Here is a 21,207-nt window from a genome sequence, read left to right on the forward strand (position 1 = left end):
ATTAAAGCTATAAATTCTATATAAATTTACGCTTTTTTAAAATCTTAATAAACCAATTTGGATTAATAGTTTATTAAAAAAGAAAATTCATCTAACATTAAAAAAATAAGTTAAATGAATTTACTATCATCTTTGGGCTGAAAAATATTATTCCATTCTTTCTAAAAAAGAAAGACTAAAATTAACTTTTTAATTTCTAGAAACAAAAAGCGAAACTTAATTTATATTAAATTTAAATAAGGCTATTTTATCTTATTATAATATTATATAAAAGGATCTTCATATTAACAAAATAAAAATGCTTATATATTTTAAAATCCGTAACTTTATACAACTAAATTACTGATATGCACGAACTTTCAATTGCAATGGACATTGTTCGTATTACCGAAGATGAAACTTCAAAAGCTAACGCCACTGAAGCTATTAAAATTGAATTAGAAGTTGGTGTTTTATCTGGAATTGAATTAGATGCTTTAAAATTTGTTTGGCCATCGGCAGTAAAGGATTCCGTATTAGAAAAAGCAGAATTAGAAATTATTGAAATTTTAGGAAAAGGAAAATGTAAAGATTGTAATACCGAATTTGACATGGAAAACATTTTTGATGTTTGTCCGAAATGTAGCAGTAATTTTAAAGATATAATACAAGGAAAAGAATTAAGAGTAAAAACCCTAGAAGTTATTTAAAACCTAAAATTATGTGTGGAACTTGCGGATGTGGAACCGACGGAAACGGTGCTACAATTTTAAAACCAGGAGAACATAGTCATTCTCATCACGAACATGAACATCATCACCACGATGATCATCACCATCATCACGATCATAGTCACCCTCATTCTCACGATCACGACCATTCTCATAGTCACAAACAACGTGTAATTGAAGTGGAGAAAGATGTTTTACAAAACAACGATATGTTGGCTGCTAGAAATAGAGGTTATTTTGAAGCTAAAAATGTTTTTGCATTAAATTTAGTAAGTTCTCCAGGAAGTGGTAAAACTGCTATTTTAGAAAAAACACTGACTGATTTAAAAGATGAAATACCTTTTTATGTAATTGAAGGTGATCAACAAACATTAAACGATGCTAATAGAATAGATGCTCTAGGTATTCCTGTAGTTCAAATTAATACAGGAAAAGGCTGCCATTTAGAAAGCGATATGGTGTATGAGGCTGTAAAAAAATTGGAGATGAAAAACGATTCAATTTTAATGATTGAAAATGTTGGAAATTTAGTGTGCCCATCTATGTTTGATTTAGGCGAAAATAAACGTGTTGTAATTTTAAGTACAACTGAAGGTGAAGATAAACCTATTAAATACCCTGACATGTTTTATACTGCAGATGTTTGTATTATCAATAAAATAGATTTGTTACCTTATGTAAATATTGATATTCAAAAGTTAAAGGATTATGCGTTACAGGTAAATCCGAATTTACAATTTTTTGAAGTTAGTGCAACTAATGGAGATGGAATGGATACTTGGTATAAATGGTTGAAAGATCAAGTTTAAAATTTGGTGGTTGAGTGAAGTCGAAACTAGATTAAAATAAATAATTGTCATTTTGGTTCTGTTTAGTTAACAACTAAATTTTGTGTTAGTGATTGTAGTGGCATCCTTTTTTGAAGTGTAACGAAGAAAAAGATATAACGGAAAGCGCGACCTGAAAGGGAACACCCAAAAAAATATTAAAAGTTATGTGTTTATCAATACCTGGAAAATTAGTTGAAATAACTTCTGAACTTGATGAAGTTTTTAGAACGGGGAAAGTTTCTTTTGATGGAATTTTAAAAGAAGTAAGCTTAACACTGGTTCCTGAAGCTACTATTGGCGATTATGTTTTAGTGCATGTTGGCGCTGCTATTTCAACTATTGATGAAGAAGAGGCTAAAAAAACTTTTGAATTACTGAAACAACTTGATGAGCTTCACGAATTGGAAGATGGTGAGCGTGATGATTAACTATTAATATGTTGTTATTCTGAATTATTGAAATGAAGAGTTTTTAAAAACTATTGCATTGTGAGATTGCCACATTCCGCTTCGCTATATTCGCAATGACAGTTTTTATTAAAAATCTAAATACCAATTAAACACATCGGTTTTTAAACCAAATGTTATCCAAGTTGAATTAGAATCTATAAATGCTTCTGTTGGTTCAATTGGACTGAAACTTCTATAAGTTACACCTCCAAATAGCTTTAAATTTATGGCTGGATTAATTAAATAACCAACTTGTAAATCTCCTATAAAAATATCGGCTGTATTTCCTTGGCCAATTTCACTTCCATAATCAGATGGTCTATTATCATTATCCGCAAACACATTTCCTCCGTAACTAAAAGTATCTGTTCCGTTATTAAAATCGAATCCTTTTTTTCCAATTATAAGTTTTGCATTTGCAAACCAACGATCTTTTGTATAACGTGCAATTCCTATTGCTTCTCTAAAATTACTACCCCACAAATGTGCTAATGGTTGGTTGTAATGCCCAAAGTTATAATTAGCTTCATCGTGAGAATAGGTATATGGTCTAACTTGATTAAATTCACCTTGTAAATACAAGTTTTCAACTCCAAAAGCATTGTAATATTTTGCTCCTAATTGAATTCCATATTTGTTTGCCCACCAACCTTCGCTACTTGTTAATTCCGATGGTCGTAATTCATCAATTATCAATTGACTGTATAAAGAAATATTCTTATTCCACTTATACTTTCCACTTAAACCAATTAAAGAATTTCCTGCTCTTGAACCTGTAGAAAATTCAACAGAATTGTAAAATATTAATGGATTTAAATAATTAGCATCAAAACCTCTATCATTTACATTGTCCCAAATTACAGCTTCAAAAAAGCCTAAATTTAGTTTTTTAGTTACATTCCAACTTAAATAATGCATGGCCATATATTTAATTTTATGTGCTCCATCAACAACTAATTCTGGACGAACATCTTGAAGTGACATCCAAATATTTGTGTACTTAAACTTCCAAAATTTGGTAGTCATTTTAAAATAGGTGTACGGTGAAGCTGCATCAGATAAAAATAATGAACGGTAACCATCACCAATAAAATTTTTCCCATACCCAAAATTGAAGTTAAAATGTTTGCTTGGCGAATATGAAACATAAGCGTCAGATACTGGATAATCATAAGCATCGGTATAAATATCTTTTGCCGTTCCTCTACCAGGAATTATAGCCGGATTTCCTCCATCAGGTCTTATTGATTCTGCATAACTATTTACATAATCTGCAAATCGTCCTTGACTCTCATAAAAACTAGCTGAAAAATTTACATTTTTAGCTATTCCACCATTTATATGAACAGAACGCGTATTGTTAAATGTATTTACATCTTCACTATCCTTCCCTACTTGTAAATCAACTCCAGCATCTACGGTAAACCAAAAATCATTTCCTTGCACATTTACTAAATGCTCATTCCATAACTTTCTACCAAACCACGATTGTTTATCTTTTATAAATTTAGATTTAGCTTCGGTTAAATTGTAATATTTATTTACTTCTTCATAAACATAAGGTTTTACTGAAGTGTGGGCATTTTCTGCTTGATCTAAATAGCGATCGTATACCGAATATTCTGCATGTGTAAATGGTATGGAAAGTTTACTTGTATGTTCTGGAAACAACAACTTTTTTGAAGCATCTACTAATTTCACTTCATCTTCTAAAGGAATAGTTTCTTTCTTTTTTTCAACAATTACTTCTTCTTTTTTTGAAGCCACAAAAGGTTCAACTTCATTTAAAGGAATTTTTAACGGAAAAACAAACTGCATTTCAACCGGATGATTGTTAAAACTTGCTGGTTCTACATTAGGAAATGTATCAAATACGCGTTGAATTTCTTCCTTTAACGCTGCATAAGGTGAATTCACATACAACGATTTAAATTTCCCTTCTGAAGTTACTAAAAAAACAATATTTAAGGTGTCGGAAAAACCTTCATCTTTTAATTGTTGTGGTATTTTAAATTCTTTAGAAACTAATTGCTTTACTTGATTGTTAAAACAAGCTTCTAATTCTGAAACTTGAATTCCAGAACATTCTTTAAAAACCGGATGTTTTTCAACTTGCGAAAAAATTGTAACCGAAAAAAATAATAGTAAAAGTGTAAAAAGATTCTTCTTCATATACTAACTAATTTTTGAAACCTGATTGTTTTTTAATTGATACTTTTCTGCGCTTTCTTTACAAACTGCAATTCCTTCATTATTAAACTCTAAACGATGCCCAAACTCACTAATCCAACCAATTTGTTTTGATGGATTTCCAACAACCAACGCATATGGTTTAATTTCTTTGGTAACCACAGCTCCTGCTCCAATAAAAGCATATTCACCAATATTATTTCCACAAACAATGGTTGCATTTGCACCAATACTTGCTCCTTTTTTTACAATTGTTTGTAAATATTCATCTCTACGAATAACAGCACTACGTGGATTAATTACATTGGTAAATACCATTGAAGGACCTAAAAAAACATCGTCTTCGCAAATTACACCTGTGTAAATTGATACATTATTTTGCACTTTCACATTTTTACCCAAAACTACGTTTGGAGAAACTACTACATTTTGACCAATATTACATTGTTCGCCAATTGTACAATTAGGCATTATATGCGAAAAATGCCAAATTTTAGTTCCGTTTCCAATAGTACAACCATTATCTATAACAGCTGTTTCGTGTGCAAAAAAAGTATCCATAAATTAATATTCGCTATCTGAAGTTTTTCCGTCTGCAATAACTTTTGCTGAAGATGTACCTATACGAGTTACACCCATTTTAACCATTTTAACAGCATCTTCATAGCTTCTAACTCCACCTGCAGCTTTTGCTGATAATGGTTTTGAATTTTCTACTATTAATTCCATCCCTTCAAAAGTTGCTCCGTTTGGTTTACCACCTTCAGTTTTATAGAAACCTGTTGAAGATTTTACAAATACTTTCTCTGCATTTTCTTCACCAAAATTATCTAAAACAACATCACGTATTAATTGTGAAAGTCCAACAATTCCTTCATTAGTTAGAGCAGCTATTTCAATAATCCATTTAACAAGCTTATTGTTATCTAAACCAATTTTAGTTCCTTTGAAAACTTCAGCTTTTACTAAATTAATTTTTCCTTCTTTAAAAGCTTCATAGTTTACTACGTAATCTAATTCATCAACATCTCTATCAATAGCAATTTGAGCTTCTTTTAATTTTTCTTCAGTTGAATAGGTTCCTTCGTGAAAACCTATTACAGTTCCAATAACAACTTTTGAATTGGCTTTTTGAATCATTTCTCTAGCCATTTCAATAAATTCAGAACGAATCATTACCAATTTGAAATTATTTTCAATGGCTTCGTTTATTAAATCTATCACGTTTTGTTTTGTTGCTTCTTCTGAAATATTTGCTTGTTCAGCTTTTTTAAGGTAAGTTGAATCTAAATATTGACCAATTTCCATTATTTAATTCTTTTTAATTTTATAAGCAAATATAAGTTTTTAAAGTGCATAAACATAAAAAATCCCGCAATTGCGGGATTTAATTAATCGTTTATTTTTACTCCACCTTAAATGTAATTGGTAAACTATATTTAACTCCAACAGGTTTTCCTCTTTGTCTTCCTGGTGTCATATCTGGTAATTGCTTAATTACCCTTATAGCTTCTTCTTTTAGTTTTTTATGTGGTGCTCTTGCTTGAATATTTGTAACCTTTCCATTTTTATCAATTTTAAACATTACAAATATTCTTTGAATACTTCCTGATTGCAATCCTAAATCTGAAGCTAATTCAGCTTTAAACCTTTTTGCTACAAATTTTTGCATTTGTTGAGAGAAACAAGCTCTTAATTCTTGTTTATTTCCTGTACAACCAGGAAAAACAGGAACATCTTCAATAACTACAAATGGAACATCTTCTACTATTTCTTCCTCTTCTTCTTCAACAGAAATAAGCTCATTGCCTACATCTTTAACAACAACAGCATCGGATTCATCAGTTTCTGTAGATTCTATTACAGTCTCTATAACATCAACCTCATCTTCTACTTGTACTATTTTATCTGGAATTACAGCTTTTGCTGCCTGCTTAACTTCTACTTCAATGGGTTTTACCTCAACAATTTGTTCAGAATCATCAATTCCGACAACTGTTCCTGATAAACCTTTCACTGGTTTTGGGTAAGATTTCATTTGCATAAATTCATACACTACAAACAAGGCTAAAACAAGGCCTAATTCTATAAGAATTTTGCTGTAATTCTCAAGAATTGCGTCTGGATATTTTTTAATTTCCATTTTTTTTGTTTTGGTTAAACAAACACATTCTCAAGTAACTGCTAACGCAGCTTAATTATATAATGTAAGTGTAATCACTTACAAGATTACGATCATATTAAAGTTACGCATTTTTAAAATAAAAACCAACCTAATGGTTGGTTTTTATTTATTCCACTTTTGAGTTAATTTACTCTATACTAAAAGTAATTGGAATAGAATATTTTACTGCTACTGGAACTTTTCGTTGCATTCCAGGTTGCATTTTTGGCAATTGCTCAATAACTCTAACGGCTTCTTTTTGCAACTTTTTATGAGGTGCTTTTGCTTGAATATCTACTACATTTCCATTTTTATCAATTTTAAATATAGTGTATATTTTTTGCTTTCCAGAGTGCAAACCTAGTTCACTTGCTAATTCTATATTAAAATTACTGTTAATAAATTTGCTTATTTTTTTTGAAAAACAAGCTTTTAATTCTTCGTTGTTTCCTACACAACCTGGAAAAACTGGAACATCTTCTATTATATCAAAAGGTACTTCATCATCTGGATTAAAATCAATTGGTTTTTCTACAGTTTTAAATTCAATTACTGGATCTACTGGAGTATCTGGATCTATTACTTCAATAGCTGTTTCTGTAAAATTTTCATCATCATTATCCTTTTTATCAATTTTATTAATATTTGGATTTTGAATAATAGGTTTTGGTTTTGGAGGCTCTATCTTATACTCTATAAGTTCTGTATTATCAATTTCGGCAGTAAGCCCTGAATCGTTAAAAGCTACTACTTGTTTATCAAATGTTTTACTTTCTAATAAGAAATAAGCAATGGCTAATGAAAGTACTAGCCCTAATTGCACAAATAATTTAGAGTAATTGTCTAAATTTGCTCTTGGATGTTTTTTGTTTTGCATACTGTTAAGTTTTTGAATATCTCTTTTATATGCTAAATAATTAAACTTTTTGAGTGGAATTAGGATGTTTTACTTACTAGCAATATTTTGAGATAAATGTTAATATTTTGTTAACGACAAGAAACGTGCCAAAAAAAAAGCTCAACCGAATGGTTGAGCTTTTACTATATTAAATAATTTCTGTTATTCAACTTTAAATGCAATTGGTAAACTGTATTTTACACCAACTGGTCTTCCACGTTGTTTACCTGGTTTCATTTTTGGTAATGAATTTACAACTCTAATTGCTTCTTCTTGCAATTTTTTGTGAGGTGCACGAGCTTGAACATTTGTGATATTACCAGTTTTATCAATTTTAAACATCACAAAAATACGTTTCACTCCTGGCGATAAACCTAAATCTGATGCTAAATCAGAATTAAATTTACGATTTACATGTTTTGTAATTTGTTCTTGTAAACAAGCTTTTAGTTGAGCTTTACTTCCTTTACAACCTGGATATACTGGAACATCTTCAATAATTGCAAACGGTACGTCTTCAATTACTTCTTCTTCTTCCTCTACTTCAATAATTTCTTCAACTTCAATTGCTTCTTCTTCATCAGTTTCAGTTGATTCAATTACAGTTTCTTCAATTTCCTCTTCATCTTCAACAACTTCAATTTTATCTGGAGTTGGTGGTGGTGGAGTTTTTGGTTGAGGCGGTTTTATTTGCTCAATTTCAACAGTTTGTTCTTCGTCTTCAAGATTTAAAACTACTGGACCTAAATCGTCAATTACTCTATCGTAGGTCTTTTTTTCAATAGCTAAATATACAACTAGAAGTGCTAGAACTAATCCTAATTGCATAAAGAGCTTGCTATAATTTTCTAAATTTGCCTTTGGATTCTTCTTTATTTGCATCTCTTATAAGTTTTAATGTGGGCTAATTTAATAATTTTAATATTATTTTTCCAACTATATTTGTTTTAATTAACTTGTTTTTTTTAAAAAATATTTTTTAAAAAACATTAAAGCGGCAACTACCCCTATTGAATTAGCCAATATATCAATAGAATCAGATTCCCTATATGTTGTTAATCCTTGTAATCCTTCAATAATTATACCATAAATAATTACTGCTAAACCTACAAAAATTATTTTTTTAGTAACGTTTAAATGCTGTTTAAAAACTAATAACCAATTAAATGTTAATATAAAATAAGCTAACAAATGAATTATTTTGTCAGAATTACTTACTTTAATTTGCACAACATTTGTAACTGTAATTAAACTTCCAATAGTTATAAGTATTGTTAATAAAACAGCTGTTGTTAAAAGTAATTTATGCACCTATTAATTCTTGATATGCTTCAGCTGATAATAATTCATCTATTTCAGATGCATTATTGAAAGTTATTTTAATCATCCAACCTTCACCGTAAGCATCATTGTTAACTTTTTCTGGTTCGTCTTCTAAACTTTCGTTAAACTCTATAATTTCACCTGAAAGTGGCATAAATAGGTCTGAAACTGTTTTAACTGCTTCTACTGAACCAAAAACTTCTTCTTTATCTAAAGTTTCGTCAACTGTATCAACATCAACATATACTATGTCTCCTAATTCTTTTTGGGCAAAATCCGTAATACCAACAATTGCTGTATCACCTTCAACTTTAATCCACTCGTGATCTTTTGTGTATTTTAATTCAGATGGGATATTCATTTTATATTTTTTTTTATAAATTAATTAATTTCCTAAAACATATCGAACGCTTAACCCAGAACTAACAGATTGTCTTGGGTACGTTGTTGAAATTGCATATTGTGATGAACTTTGATCGAAATAGAACGAAGCTGTAAAATTTCTACTTAATGCATAATCTGCAAAGAATTTTAATGATAATAAGCGTTGACCTCCTGTTACTTGATCGTTATCTTCATCTATTGCTCTAATGACTGTTTCGTCGTCTCTCAACGATAAATCTGCTCTTAAAGTTAAATCTCCTTTTAATTTTGTTTTTTCACCTCCAAAATTAAAATTCATTGCTAAATCTTTAATAATATAACCTAAACCTAAAACATACTCAACACCTTTGTTTTGAGTTATTGTGCTATTATTAAAGTTTAATGTAAGTGCTTTGTCTGTATTAATTTGTCCTGTAAAAGAGAATGAGTTTTTCATTTTTACATCAAATTTTACCAACGGTGAAAATTCTTCGATTAGATTTACATTGGTAAATAAAGTTTTACTGAAATAGTTACCTGCAATATCTACATTGGCTGGAGTACTTGCATTATATTCTAGATTATTACTAAAACTAGTAATTGAATACATTGAGTTATAGCTATGTGAAACAGAGAAACTTCTAAAGTGTTTTTTAAACCATTTCATTTTCATAAAACCTTTGTATGTTAGTTGCCATCCTGGAATTGGGATATTTCTAAATGCATCTAGTTTTACTCCAGAAGCATCGCTTCCTGAATATGCTGCTAAAAATGCTGGCAATACTACTTGCTGGCTTGTTTCTCCATAACCCGAAATTGGCAACCCATTTTTATTTGCTAATCTTTCAGCAATAATGGCTCTATTAGCTTTAAATTCAGTAAATGTATCGTCTAGATTTTTAAATGAACTTCCTAACATATTATAACTAATACTAAAGTTTCCATATTCTGATACAATGTTGTTATTATCTAAAACTCCATTTACTACATCTAATTGTTGAGTTGAACTTTTAGTATATGTTTTACTTCCTCTAAATTGAATATCTAAATTATTAATTGGCTCTACTGTAATATTTACATCTAACTTATTTAAATGTGTTTGACTATATGTTTGACTATAGTATGGGTCTGTATCACTTCTTGACAGTAACCAACCGTTTTCAATTGCTCGTTGTCTAATATCTACTTGGCTACCAAAAACAAATCCCAAACTTGGTGCTAAACTTCCGTCATAAGAATCTCTACCTAAAAATCCAATTTCTGGAACATAACCTGGTAAATAAGTACCATTGTTTTCTGTATAATTTAATCTTGCTTTTTTTACTGAAGTTACCACGTCATACAATACTCTAGCAACTTTAGCACCTGTTGTTTTTGGTTTTTTTAATCTAGCACTAACTACTCTGTTTCTTAAGTTTGGTACTGCTTTACTTTTAGCTTCAGCATCTTTCCTTTTTTGAGATTTAGTTCTTTTTACTAAAAGTTTTTCTAAACCTATATTTTTATAGAACTTACTAAAATCAACATCAAAACCCCATGAGTGTGTATTTGCATTTTGAATAACATTTCCAACTAAATCTACATATGATTGTGATGCCGCTTGCCAATCAAAATCAGCTGTATAGGCATAATCTGCTTTTATAAAATTTAAATATGGAATTTTATCTATTGGAACTTTATATGTTCCATTTAATGATTGATGGTAATGATCTGGACGTCCAATGTTAAAAAAGTTATCGAAGATTTCTATTTCTTCACTATCCTCAAAAGTATCATAAACATAGTTGTTACTTGCTCTAAAATTAAATTGAAGTGATTTTGTAAGGTTATAACCTATGTTATAATCCCAATCAAACATAAAATTACGTTGTTTTAATTCTGGCAATGGAGATAATCCAATATCTACTAAATCTCTTGATTGCTGCTCACTATAAGCTCTATAGATATTTGAATTAACTGATATTGTTGAAGGCATTAAGTTTATATTGAAATCTTTTATAAACTTTAAATATTTTTTATCAAATATAGTTGAGTTTTTAAAAGGCTCAATTGATTTTGGCTCAAAATTATAGTTGTATGTTGCAGTAGCTCTTACGTTTTGATCAATCTCTTTTTGAACATCATAATCTTTATGAAATGTTTCATTATAAGCATATGACATTGATAAATTTTCTACAGCATAAAATTGTTGTTTTTTCTGATTATTAGGGTTACGTTGTTTACGAACATTCATAAAACTTATACTTCTTCGTTTTGTATAATCTCTTGAATATTCACTGTTTGGGTTTATGTCTTCAGCATCTTCAGATAAAACATCTTGGTATTGAGCATCGTATTTAGGATCACTCACTTCTTCGGCAACACTATAATTTAATGGTAGTTGAATTCCCCATTTTTTTGGAAGTAATTGTCCTAAATTAACATTTGTTACTAAATCATATGATTTAGTATCTTCTTGACTTCTTTCATTTACACCATCTTCTATTCCTCCAAAACCTTGTGTTTGCATTCTACCAGTTACAGATACATCGGCAAAATCGGCAAAATTTGCATCTGCATTAACTACAGCTGCCCAACCGCCTTCATTATCAAATTCTGATGTACGTAACTCATTAAACCAAACTTCAGCACTTTGATTATTGCTGGAAATGTTTTTAACACCTAACATTATTGTTTTAATATTAGCTAGATTTGGACTACCTTTTACTCTAACAATATATACTTCTTCCTCATCTTCAATAGGAATAGGGTATAATTGATTAGATGCTATTCCTTCGTTTAACCTTTCTAATTTTAATTTTCCAAATTCCTCTAATAGTGCCTCTATGTTATTTTCTGGAGGCCAAACATCGGTATCTACTGTTGCTGTATAATCTGAAACATATAATGGTTGCTCTATTTGATAATAGTTATCATCTAAATCACTTCCTAATCTAATTATAGCTTTTAGTTCACCATTGTTTACTTGGTCTCTTGTTTGGATTCCTTCAGCGTGTAGAAATAATTTTAAATACTTGTACATATTTAAGTCTACTGCAACATTTTTATAAATTGCTCTAGTTTCATCTGGCTCTAAACTAGTCACTTTTAGTGTTAAACTTTGTTCGTCTTGTTCTTGAATTGTTGTGCTACCCATTAAAACTTCACGCTCAATCCCTGGAGGTAACACATATGGTATTGGACTTCTATCATCGTTTTCTTGTATATTTACTACTCCAACTTCAAAGTTTTGTAAATCTTCAGTTGTTAAATCTTGTGATGGATCAGTTGCTTCATCTAAAGTTTTAGTGTAACGTCTCCAATCTCCTCTTACTAATTGAAACTCACCAAAACGTAAAACTACTGGCATTTTAAATTTGGTTAAAAACATTCGCATAAAACGAATAGAACTATATCCTGATATACCGTTTATAACTTCATCAGGAGCATTAATTTGCACTCTAAATTGTAACCATCTGGTTTGTTGCTCACTACCATCTTCTAACTCTACTGTAACAATTTTTTCATCAACAATTTTATTTTGTCCAACAACTAAATCTTCTTGATTTAATGAAACTCTGTATTGATAATAACTTTCAACAGAACTCATTGTTTGATCTTTATTAATATCTTCTGTATCTGGATACGTTGTTGCAGAAGTTGGATAACTTTCTGGTGACATACTACTTGTTGGAGAGTTACCTTGTGTATTATTATATTTTTTATAACGTGTTAAAATAGAAGCATCTTGATTGTCATAATCTGAACTTCTAAAATAAGTGTAATTATCATTTGATGGATCATCTCCAAAACCAGATCCAAATAATTCCAATTCTTTTTCATCTGTTAATCCATCAAAACCAATATCTTGATTTAAACGTTCTGAATCACTATCTCCAAAGGCATATAGTAATGATTGAGTTGAAGGAATGCGACCCCAAATAGTTTCGTCAAAATCTGTATCTAATTCATTTTCTGGCAATCCATTCTCATACATTTTTCTACCATCTTTCAATATATCTTCAGAAATATTACCTAAATTAAAATACAATTCTCCAACTTGATTTGCTACATTATTTGGATCAATATTTACGGGTAAACCTTCTTGGTTTGTAATTGAATAATGTTGATATGGATCCATTAACCAGAACTCTATATATTCAACATTTGATTGTTCAAAATTGGTTGTAGTTAAAGCTCTAGTAATTCCTCCCCATCTATCTTCAGGGTCTGTAAATTTACCATCTGCTCCTACATTACTTGTGTCGTAATTATAACTTCCTCTTTCGTTTGGGTAATAGGCTAAATCAAAAGTTCTAACTATGGATGATTGTGTTAAATCTAAATCTTGTTCTGGAAATAATTCTTCATATCGAACTCTTCTAACTTCTGCTCTGGAAAGTTCTTCATTATCAATATTATCTGGTTTTGTTGAAGAACTACTATAAAATAAAGGATCTACTATATACCAAGCTAATTTTGCTCTTTTATAACCGTATGAAACATCAGATACATTTCCATTAAAATCGAATTGCGATTGATATTGTGGTGTACTGGCCAAATGCCATTGTTGAATTGATTTAATTTCTAAAGGAATTTGTGAGCCTTCAAAATCATCTATATAAGAGGTAGCTTCTCCATCTTCTTCAATGCTGTTTGGTGAACCAGGTGATAAATAAGCAAAATCTCCACGAATTGAGAAATTAGATTCAGCATCAGTATCAATATTGGGAAGCTTATTAACTAATTTAGTTAAAAATGGTGCTTTATTATTGTAAGCAAAGTTTAATCCAAAAATAGAATTATTTATTGGTTCTTCTCCATAAATTACTTTTTGCGTAATAGATTTTTCATTTAAATTTAAAAATGTTGCACCAGCTACAAAATTATCGGAAAATTTATGCTCAATATCAACTCCTAAAAAACGTTTAGTTTGCAAATTAAAAGTTGAATTATTTTCTACTGAAACATTAATTGGTGTATTTGACGCCTCTAAACTAGGGTTTACAATCTGAACCTTACCCATTTGATAATCAACCACATAATCAACACCCTCAACTAGCTCTCTTCCACCGGCAGTTACTACAACTGAACCTTGCGAAACGTTAAAGGCTCCTAAAGAAATACCACTAGAACTTTCAGATTTAAGATACCCTTTCAATAAATATTTATCTTTATTCTGATAATTATTTTTAGCTTCAGATTGGGTTATTTCATACAATTCATTAAAAACATAAATTTCATCTTCTATAGATGTTAACTTTGTTGCTAAATCTTCTCCAAAAGGTTCTACTTTTGGAAATATAATATACCCTTTTGCTGAATTAACAGTTGCTCCTTCAACATAATCAAAATAACCATCTCCTTCATCTGTTTCAATTAAGCTTTGATTTAATCTATCTAAACTTGTAAGGTTTAATATTGTTTTATCTGAAACTCCGGTTGATTGCGCATTTTGTAATACATTAGTTGCAACACCTGTTTCATCATTTTCATACATTAACTCTAATCGAAATCCATCTTCTTGCATATTATATGTTTGAAGTGAATATATATTCTTCATCATTAAATCCCACATTGGAATTGTGGTACTAATTATTTCACTTCGTAATAACTTTACAACAATATTGTTTGGCGCAGTAATTCCATCACTAGTAAACTCTCCAACTCTATAAACTTCAGAGCTTCCACTAATTGTGTATTCAAACGAAACTGCTAAAACATCTGAATCTGACAGCCTACTGTTTAAAGAAATATAACCCAATTGAGAATGTATAGTATATGCATCTGAACTTAACTTTATAGCGTTTTCTAAGACAGAATAGTCTCTTCCTTGCTGCATTGAGTATGGTGATAATCCATCTCCAACGGTTGCAATTTCTCTTACAGGGTTTGTTGTTGTTAAAATATTAGAAATATTATTTGCCTCGTTAAAAGGGTATATGCTTCCAGGTACTGGAGTTACGTTTGCAGGACCTATGTTATCTGAATTTCCTTCTGCCAAATCTGCAATTGCTACTATATTTCTAATATCAGTTGTTGTTGAGTTACTATTTGTAATCCATACTTCAACCCTTGTAATATTAATTGGACTGTTAATTAAAGGAAATTGTTGCATTGCCGTATTGTAATTATCTCTAAAATATTGAGATAAGAAAAAGTGGCGATTGGCATCGTAATCTGATGCTTGAAATTCAAAATCTTCGACTGTAGAACCACCTTCTGCTGAAACCGAAGTAGTTTGAGATTTTTGTTCTGCAAAAACTCCTGTTACTGTAGTTTTTCCAAATTGCAACTGTGTTTTAACACCAAATAAACTTTGAGCTCCAACTATTAAGGAGTTTTTTAATGGCATACTTACATTACCTACCTCAACTTTTTGTAGAATATCATCTTCAGTTGGTGTGTATTCTAATTTTATTTGATTTTGAAAATCAAAAGTTGATTGTGTATCATATTGTGCAGAAACCTTAAGCCTTGTTCCAACCTTTGCTTGAATACTAGCACTAATTTCTTGATCAAAATCAAACGTAAAACTACTTCTATTTTGTTCAGATAATTGGGGATTATCTACTTTTTGATATAACACTCCCATTTTTACTAAAACTGAACCTGTAGGATTTACCTCAATAGTATTACCTCCAAAAATTGATTCAAAAAAACTAGAATTTACATAATAGGTTGGTAAAAGATCTTTTTGAGCTTCTTCACTACCTTTTCTTTTTGGGTTTGTTGCGTTTATTTTTTCTTTAAAATAACTTAACATATCCTTTTTTAAACGATACTCTTTATATTCTTCTTGAGACATATAAATTGGGCGTTTAATTATAGAATTCCCTATTTTTTCAATAATTACAAATTTTTGTAGTTCTGTATCGTAAACTATTTCTTGTTTTGACGGATCTGATAAAAACAAACTACCTTCTTTATCTCTACTAAAAGGGTATTTTAAGGAATCTACTTTTGAATAAGTTTCTACAGTATCTTTTTGAACTCCAGGCGGAACTACTTGTGCTTGTAAATTAAAAGAAATACTAACAAATAGTATTAAAATACATGTATAAATTCTTTGTTTTCTTTTCAAACCCTATAAATTTTTAAGCGCATTTTTTATTAAAACCTCTACTGATACAGTGGCATCTGCTAATAAAATTTTATCAATAACCTTTTCACTTTGCTTCTTATTGAAGCCTAAAACTTCTAATGCAATTAACGCTTCATCTTTAGTTGTATTGCTTTCTAAACTAGAAATTTCATCATCAATAGCAAAGGTTTTTGAAATTTTATCTTTCAAATCTATAAGTACTCTTTGTGCTGTTTTAGCACCAATACCTTTTACAGATTGAATTATACCAACATTTCCGGTTGCAATTGCATGTTGAATTTCATCAGTACTCATAGATGATAGCATAGTTCTAGCTATACTTGGACCAACACCAGAAACTGAAATTAACAACCTAAATATTTCACGCTCAATCTTATCTACAAATCCAAACAGTGTCTGTGCATCCTCTTTAACATAAAAATGCGTATATAAAAATACATTTTCAAGGTCTCCTAACTTTGAAAATGTATTTAATGAAATATGTAATAAATAACCCACACCATTGACTTCAACAACAGCATACGTAGGATTTTTTTCTACTAATTTTCCTTTTAAATGGGTAATCATTTCTACCTAGATATATTAACTCCCAAATGTAGTAAAATATTCTTTATTATTTTTAGCATTTTCTTGAGCATCTATAACTGCTACACAAACCATATTTACTATCTCGTCTACACTTGAACCTAATTGCAAAATTTGAACAGGTTTTTTAAAACCCATAGCAATTGGTCCAATAGCAGATGGACTGTTTATACTTTTTAAAAGTTTATGTCCAATATTTGCTGAATTTAGATTTGGAAATATTAATCCATTTACCTTTTTTCCATTTATTTTAGTAAAAGGGAAGTTTTCAGATCTTAATTCAGAATCTAAAGCAAAATCTGCTTGAATTTCTCCATCAATATTAATTTCTGGAAAATTTTCATGTAATACTTTAATAGCTCGTGAACATTTATTTGCAGATTTAGAACTTGCAGAACCAAAATTTGAATACGATAACATTGCTAATACAGGTTCAATTCCAAAAAGTTTCATAACTCTATAATTCATTCTTGCAATTTCAACCAATTCATTTTCATCTGGATTAATGTTAAAAGCAGTATCTGAAAAAAATAAAGGTCCTCTTTTACATATTAACACACTTGTGGCTGCAACTCTTTTTACACCATCTTCCATACCTATTAATTCAATCATAGGTTTTGCAACCGTTGGAAAACTTCGTGAATAACCAGAAACCAAAGCATCTGCTTCACCTTGATTCACCATCATTGCTGCAAAATAATTACGTTCGCGCATCCACTTTTGTGCATCTAGCAAGGTAATACCATCTCGCTTACTTTTTTCCCAATATATTTGAGCAAACTTATTTCTTCTTTCTTTTTCCTCATCAGATTTAGGATCGATAATTTGTAAATCTTCATCAAAATTAAGCTCTTTCATTAGCTCTTTTATCACTTCTTTATCTCCTAACAGAATTGGCTTTGCCATACCATCTTCATGCACAATTTGTGCAGCTTTCAACACGTTTAAATGGTCTGCTTCTGCAAAAATTACAGTTTTTGGATTAGCTTTTGCTTTAGACATTAATAAACGCATTAACTTACTTCCAGTTCCTAACCTTTCGGCTAGCCTTTCTTTATAAGCTTCCCAATCTGTAATAGGTTCTTTTGCAACTCCAGATTCAATTGCAGCTTTTGCTACAGCTGGTGGAATTTCTGTAATTAATCTAGAATCAAAAGGTTTTGGAATTATATATTCTCTACCATATTGAATATTTGTTTCTCCATAGGTAATATTTACTTGTTCTGGAACATGTTCTTTTGTTAAATTGGCTAAAGCATGTACCGCTGCAACTTTCATTTCCTCATTTATTTTAGTTGCTCTAACATCTAAAGCTCCTCTAAAAATAAATGGAAATCCTAGTACATTATTTACCTGGTTTGGATGATCTGAACGACCCGTTGCCATAATAACATCTTTTCGTGTTTTTACAGCTAAATCGTAATCAATTTCTGGATTTGGATTTGCCAAAGCAAAAACAATTGGATCTTTTGCCATTGACAGTAACATTTTTGGCGTTACCACATCTGCAACAGACAAGCCTATAAACACATCAGCATTATCAATTGCTTCTTCTAAAGTATCTAATTCTAAATCTGTAGCAAATTCTGCTTTTTGAGGTGTTAAATTATCTCTATTGCTTCTAATAACACCTTTGCTATCACACATTACCAAGTGCTCTTTTTTAACACCTAAAGCCAAGTATAAACGAGAACAAGAAACTGCCGCCGCACCAGCTCCATTTACTACAATTTTTACTTTAGAAATATCTTTACCTACAATATCAACTGCATTTTTTAAAGCAGCTGATGAAATAATTGCAGTTCCATGTTGATCATCATGCATTACGGGAATATCTAACTCTTCCTTTAACCTTCTTTCAATTTCAAAAGCTTCAGGCGCTTTGATATCTTCTAAATTAATACCTCCAAATGTTGGTGCAATATTTTTTACGGTTTCAATAAATTTATCTACATCTTTAGTATCAACTTCAATATCAAATACATCAATATCTGCAAATATTTTAAACAGTAATCCTTTCCCTTCCATTACAGGTTTAGATGCTTCTGGCCCAATATCTCCTAGACCTAAAACTGCAGTTCCGTTTGAAATTACTGCTACTAAATTTCCTTTTGAAGTATATTTATATACTTCATTTATATCTTTTTCAATCTCTAAACAAGGTTCTGCAACTCCAGGAGAATATGCCAACGATAAATCTTTTTGTGTTGCGTGTTTTTTTGTTGGTATAACTTCTATTTTACCAGGAAATGGTTTAGCATGATAATCTAATGCCTCACTTTTTTTTCTTGAATTCTTCATTATTCTTAAACTGATTTGATTTTAAACAAATTTATTAATTAATCAATAATGCAATACTTGTTTCCTTTATTTTATTTTCAAAACGTAATAAAAGTAACACATTCGCAAAAGATTGTTAAATGTTATTAAATTTTCATTATTTTATAAAGGAAATATTACGTTTTAAACCTAAATATTTTGTTCTTTTTACAGCTGATTTTTTAAACACCTGTTTAAAAACATCTTCAGTTATTTCCTCCCAATCATTTTTATTCATTGATAATAAATCTGGGTGAGGAATAAATTTTTCTTCGGTATGTGGTTTTGAAAACCGATTCCACGGACAAACATCTTGACAAATATCACAACCAAACATCCAATCTTCAAATTTTCCTTTTACTGAAGAAGGTATTTCATCTTTTAATTCTATAGTAAAATATGATATACATTTAGAACCATCAACAGTATTATTTGGTAAAAATGCTTCTGTTGGACAAGCGTCTATACAACGTGAACAATTACCACAATGGTTGGTTACAAAAGGATGATCGTACTCTAATTCTAAATCTAAAATTAATTCAGCTAAAAAGAAAAATGAACCTTTGTTTTTTTGAATTAATAATGAGTGTTTTCCTCTCCAACCTAAACCACTTTTTTGAGCCCAAGCACGTTCCATAACAGGTGCAGAATCTACAAATGCTCTTCCGTTTATTTCTCCAATAGTATTTTGAATAAAAAAAGTAAGTTCTTTTAATTTCGATTTTATAATATGATGGTAATCTTCGCCATATGCATATTTTGCAATTTTATAGGAATTTTTAATTTGAATTTCTTCAGGAAAATAATTATATGAAAGGGAAATAACCGATTTTGCATTATCAACTAACAACCTAGGGTCTAAACGTTTATCAAAATAATTTTCCATATAAGTCATTTTACCCTGATATCCATTTTTTAGCCATTGCTCTAAATTAGTTGCTTCATTATTTAAAAATTCAGCCTTTGCAATACCACAACTTTCAAAACCCAATCGTTTTGCTTCTTGCTTTATTAAATTAGAATATGTTTTTAGATTTTTCACTTATTACAAAACTACTAAATTAAGAAGTTTATTATTTTATAAGTTTCTATTACTTTTGCTAAATGATTATTACTGATACTCACACACATTTATATAGCGAACAATTTGATGAAGACAGAAACATAGTTATCCAAAGAGCTATAGATGCTGGCGTTTCTCGTTTTTTTATACCTGCTATAGATTCTACCTATTTATCAGCCATGTTAGATTTGGAAAAATCGTTTCCAAAAAACACTTTTTTAATGATGGGATTACACCCAACACATGTAAAAGAAAATGTTGCTGAAGAATTAGCTTTTGTAAAAGAATGGTTAGATAAACGCAACTTTTATGCGGTTGGTGAAATTGGAATTGATTTGTATTGGGACAAAACATTTTTGCAACAGCAACAAGATGCTTTTAAACAGCAAATTGAATGGGCAAAAGATAAAAACTTACCTATAGTTATACACTGTAGAGATGCTTTTAACGAAATTTTTGAAATTTTAGAAGACGTAAAAGACGATAAACTATTCGGAATTTTTCATTGTTTTACTGGAAATTTAGAACAAGCTAAACAAGCAATTTCTTACAACATGAAACTTGGAATTGGTGGAGTGGTTACTTTTAAAAATGGAAAAATTGATCAATTTTTAAATGAAATTCCATTGAATAATATTGTTTTAGAAACTGATGCTCCATATTTAGCGCCAACTCCATTTCGAGGAAAAAGAAATGAAAGTAGCTATATTGTAAATGTATTGGAAAAATTAGTAGATATTTATCAATTAACGCCACAAGAAATAGCAAAAATTACAACTCAAAACTCTAAAGAGGTTTTTGGAATTTAACCTTAATTTACCTTGTTAAAAGGTAAATTTGAATATTCTGGCAATAATAATTGGCCTTCAGAATTTAACATAAAAGTAGTTTCAAAAGCAGCATCTAACTCTTCAATAGTCAAAGTTTTGTTTTTTAAACTCCAGTCAAATTGAATTAATGAAGACGTTACTTCCGTTTCCATAGTGCCTTCTGTTACAACTTTAATGCCTGAAAAATCTGAATTAAATGTTAACCTATAATCAAAATCTTCAGCAGCATCATCTCGTTGCCATTCTCCTATTAGTATATTAGAGAAATTAACTTCATCTTTATCACAAGAAATAGTTGTGGGGACAACTAATAATATTAATAAAACTTTAATGTTTTTCATTTTTAATAGAAGAAATTCTAGATGCCAAATTTAGTTTATAATTGTTTAAAAAAAACAC

At 30.0% G+C, this 21,207-nt stretch carries 17 protein-coding genes; 4 read left to right on the plus strand and 13 right to left on the minus strand.

Translation table 11 applies throughout. The features are described from left to right. Nucleotides 1–347: 347 nt before the first annotated feature. The 3 genes from hypA (at nucleotide 348) to R3X25_RS02940 (ending at nucleotide 1,968) form a co-directional block, all read left to right on the plus strand. Nucleotides 348–689 carry a hydrogenase maturation nickel metallochaperone HypA gene (gene hypA, locus R3X25_RS02930; RefSeq protein WP_317671683.1) on the plus strand — a complete coding sequence of 114 codons (342 nt, stop codon included), beginning with the start codon at nucleotides 348–350 and terminating at the stop codon, nucleotides 687–689. Nucleotides 690–700: 11 nt separating this feature from the next. Beyond that, nucleotides 701–1,519, plus strand: coding sequence for a hydrogenase nickel incorporation protein HypB (gene hypB, locus R3X25_RS02935; protein ID WP_317671685.1), 819 nt, complete (start codon nucleotides 701–703; stop codon nucleotides 1,517–1,519). Between the two features lie 185 nt (nucleotides 1,520–1,704). Further along, entirely contained in the window at nucleotides 1,705–1,968 is a 264-nt protein-coding gene (locus R3X25_RS02940) for a HypC/HybG/HupF family hydrogenase formation chaperone (protein ID WP_317671687.1), read from the plus strand. A gap of 108 nt (nucleotides 1,969–2,076) precedes the next feature. On the opposite strand, the gene R3X25_RS02945 is transcribed toward R3X25_RS02940, so the two are convergent. The 12 genes from R3X25_RS02945 to queG all read right to left on the minus strand — a co-directional run bounded on the left by R3X25_RS02945 (nucleotide 2,077) and on the right by queG (nucleotide 19,957). Further along, nucleotides 2,077–4,161, minus strand: coding sequence for a gliding motility protein RemB (locus R3X25_RS02945; RefSeq protein WP_317671689.1), 2,085 nt, complete (start codon nucleotides 4,159–4,161; stop codon nucleotides 2,077–2,079). Between the two features lie 3 nt (nucleotides 4,162–4,164). After that, on the minus strand, nucleotides 4,165–4,740 hold the full coding sequence (locus R3X25_RS02950; protein WP_317671691.1) for an acyltransferase: 576 nt from the start codon (nucleotides 4,738–4,740) through the stop codon (nucleotides 4,165–4,167). Between the two features lie 3 nt (nucleotides 4,741–4,743). Then, nucleotides 4,744–5,487, minus strand: a complete 744-nt coding sequence (gene deoC, locus R3X25_RS02955) for a deoxyribose-phosphate aldolase (protein WP_317671693.1) — start codon at nucleotides 5,485–5,487, stop codon at nucleotides 4,744–4,746. A gap of 97 nt (nucleotides 5,488–5,584) precedes the next feature. Next, nucleotides 5,585–6,322 (minus strand): energy transducer TonB, encoded by a 738-nt coding sequence (locus tag R3X25_RS02960; RefSeq protein WP_317671695.1) that lies wholly within the window; start codon nucleotides 6,320–6,322, stop codon nucleotides 5,585–5,587. Nucleotides 6,323–6,491: 169 nt separating this feature from the next. After that, nucleotides 6,492–7,220 (minus strand): energy transducer TonB, encoded by a 729-nt coding sequence (locus R3X25_RS02965; RefSeq protein ID WP_317671696.1) that lies wholly within the window; start codon nucleotides 7,218–7,220, stop codon nucleotides 6,492–6,494. Between the two features lie 183 nt (nucleotides 7,221–7,403). Then, entirely contained in the window at nucleotides 7,404–8,123 is a 720-nt protein-coding gene (locus tag R3X25_RS02970; RefSeq protein ID WP_317671697.1) for an energy transducer TonB, read from the minus strand. Between the two features lie 69 nt (nucleotides 8,124–8,192). Next, nucleotides 8,193–8,552 carry a VanZ family protein gene (locus R3X25_RS02975; RefSeq protein WP_317671699.1) on the minus strand — a complete coding sequence of 120 codons (360 nt, stop codon included), beginning with the start codon at nucleotides 8,550–8,552 and terminating at the stop codon, nucleotides 8,193–8,195. After that, a complete protein-coding gene (gcvH, locus tag R3X25_RS02980) occupies nucleotides 8,545–8,925 on the minus strand; it encodes a glycine cleavage system protein GcvH (protein ID WP_317671701.1) in 381 nt (126 codons plus the stop codon). The genes R3X25_RS02975 and gcvH overlap by 8 nt, the downstream gene beginning before the upstream one ends. A gap of 24 nt (nucleotides 8,926–8,949) precedes the next feature. Continuing rightward, entirely contained in the window at nucleotides 8,950–15,990 is a 7,041-nt protein-coding gene (gene sprA, locus R3X25_RS02985; RefSeq protein WP_317671703.1) for a cell surface protein SprA, read from the minus strand. 3 nt (nucleotides 15,991–15,993) lie between these two features. After that, nucleotides 15,994–16,578, minus strand: coding sequence for a Holliday junction branch migration protein RuvA (gene ruvA, locus R3X25_RS02990; protein ID WP_317671705.1), 585 nt, complete (start codon nucleotides 16,576–16,578; stop codon nucleotides 15,994–15,996). Between the two features lie 15 nt (nucleotides 16,579–16,593). Further along, entirely contained in the window at nucleotides 16,594–18,897 is a 2,304-nt protein-coding gene (locus R3X25_RS02995) for an NADP-dependent malic enzyme (RefSeq protein WP_317671707.1), read from the minus strand. A 136-nt stretch (nucleotides 18,898–19,033) separates the two neighbouring features. After that, a complete protein-coding gene (queG, locus tag R3X25_RS03000) occupies nucleotides 19,034–19,957 on the minus strand; it encodes a tRNA epoxyqueuosine(34) reductase QueG (RefSeq protein WP_317671709.1) in 924 nt (307 codons plus the stop codon). A gap of 62 nt (nucleotides 19,958–20,019) precedes the next feature. Between queG and R3X25_RS03005 the strand changes: the two genes are divergently transcribed. Continuing rightward, complete coding sequence (locus R3X25_RS03005) at nucleotides 20,020–20,787, plus strand: TatD family hydrolase (RefSeq protein WP_317671711.1); 768 nt, start codon at nucleotides 20,020–20,022, stop codon at nucleotides 20,785–20,787. 2 nt (nucleotides 20,788–20,789) lie between these two features. Here R3X25_RS03005 and R3X25_RS03010 read toward each other — a convergent pair whose 3' ends face one another. Continuing rightward, nucleotides 20,790–21,149, minus strand: coding sequence for a hypothetical protein (locus tag R3X25_RS03010; RefSeq protein ID WP_317671713.1), 360 nt, complete (start codon nucleotides 21,147–21,149; stop codon nucleotides 20,790–20,792). Between the last annotated feature and the right edge of the window lie 58 nt (nucleotides 21,150–21,207).

This window comes from Lutibacter sp. TH_r2 (assembly GCF_033101135.1).
Taxonomy (GTDB): Bacteria; Bacteroidota; Bacteroidia; order Flavobacteriales; family Flavobacteriaceae; genus Lutibacter.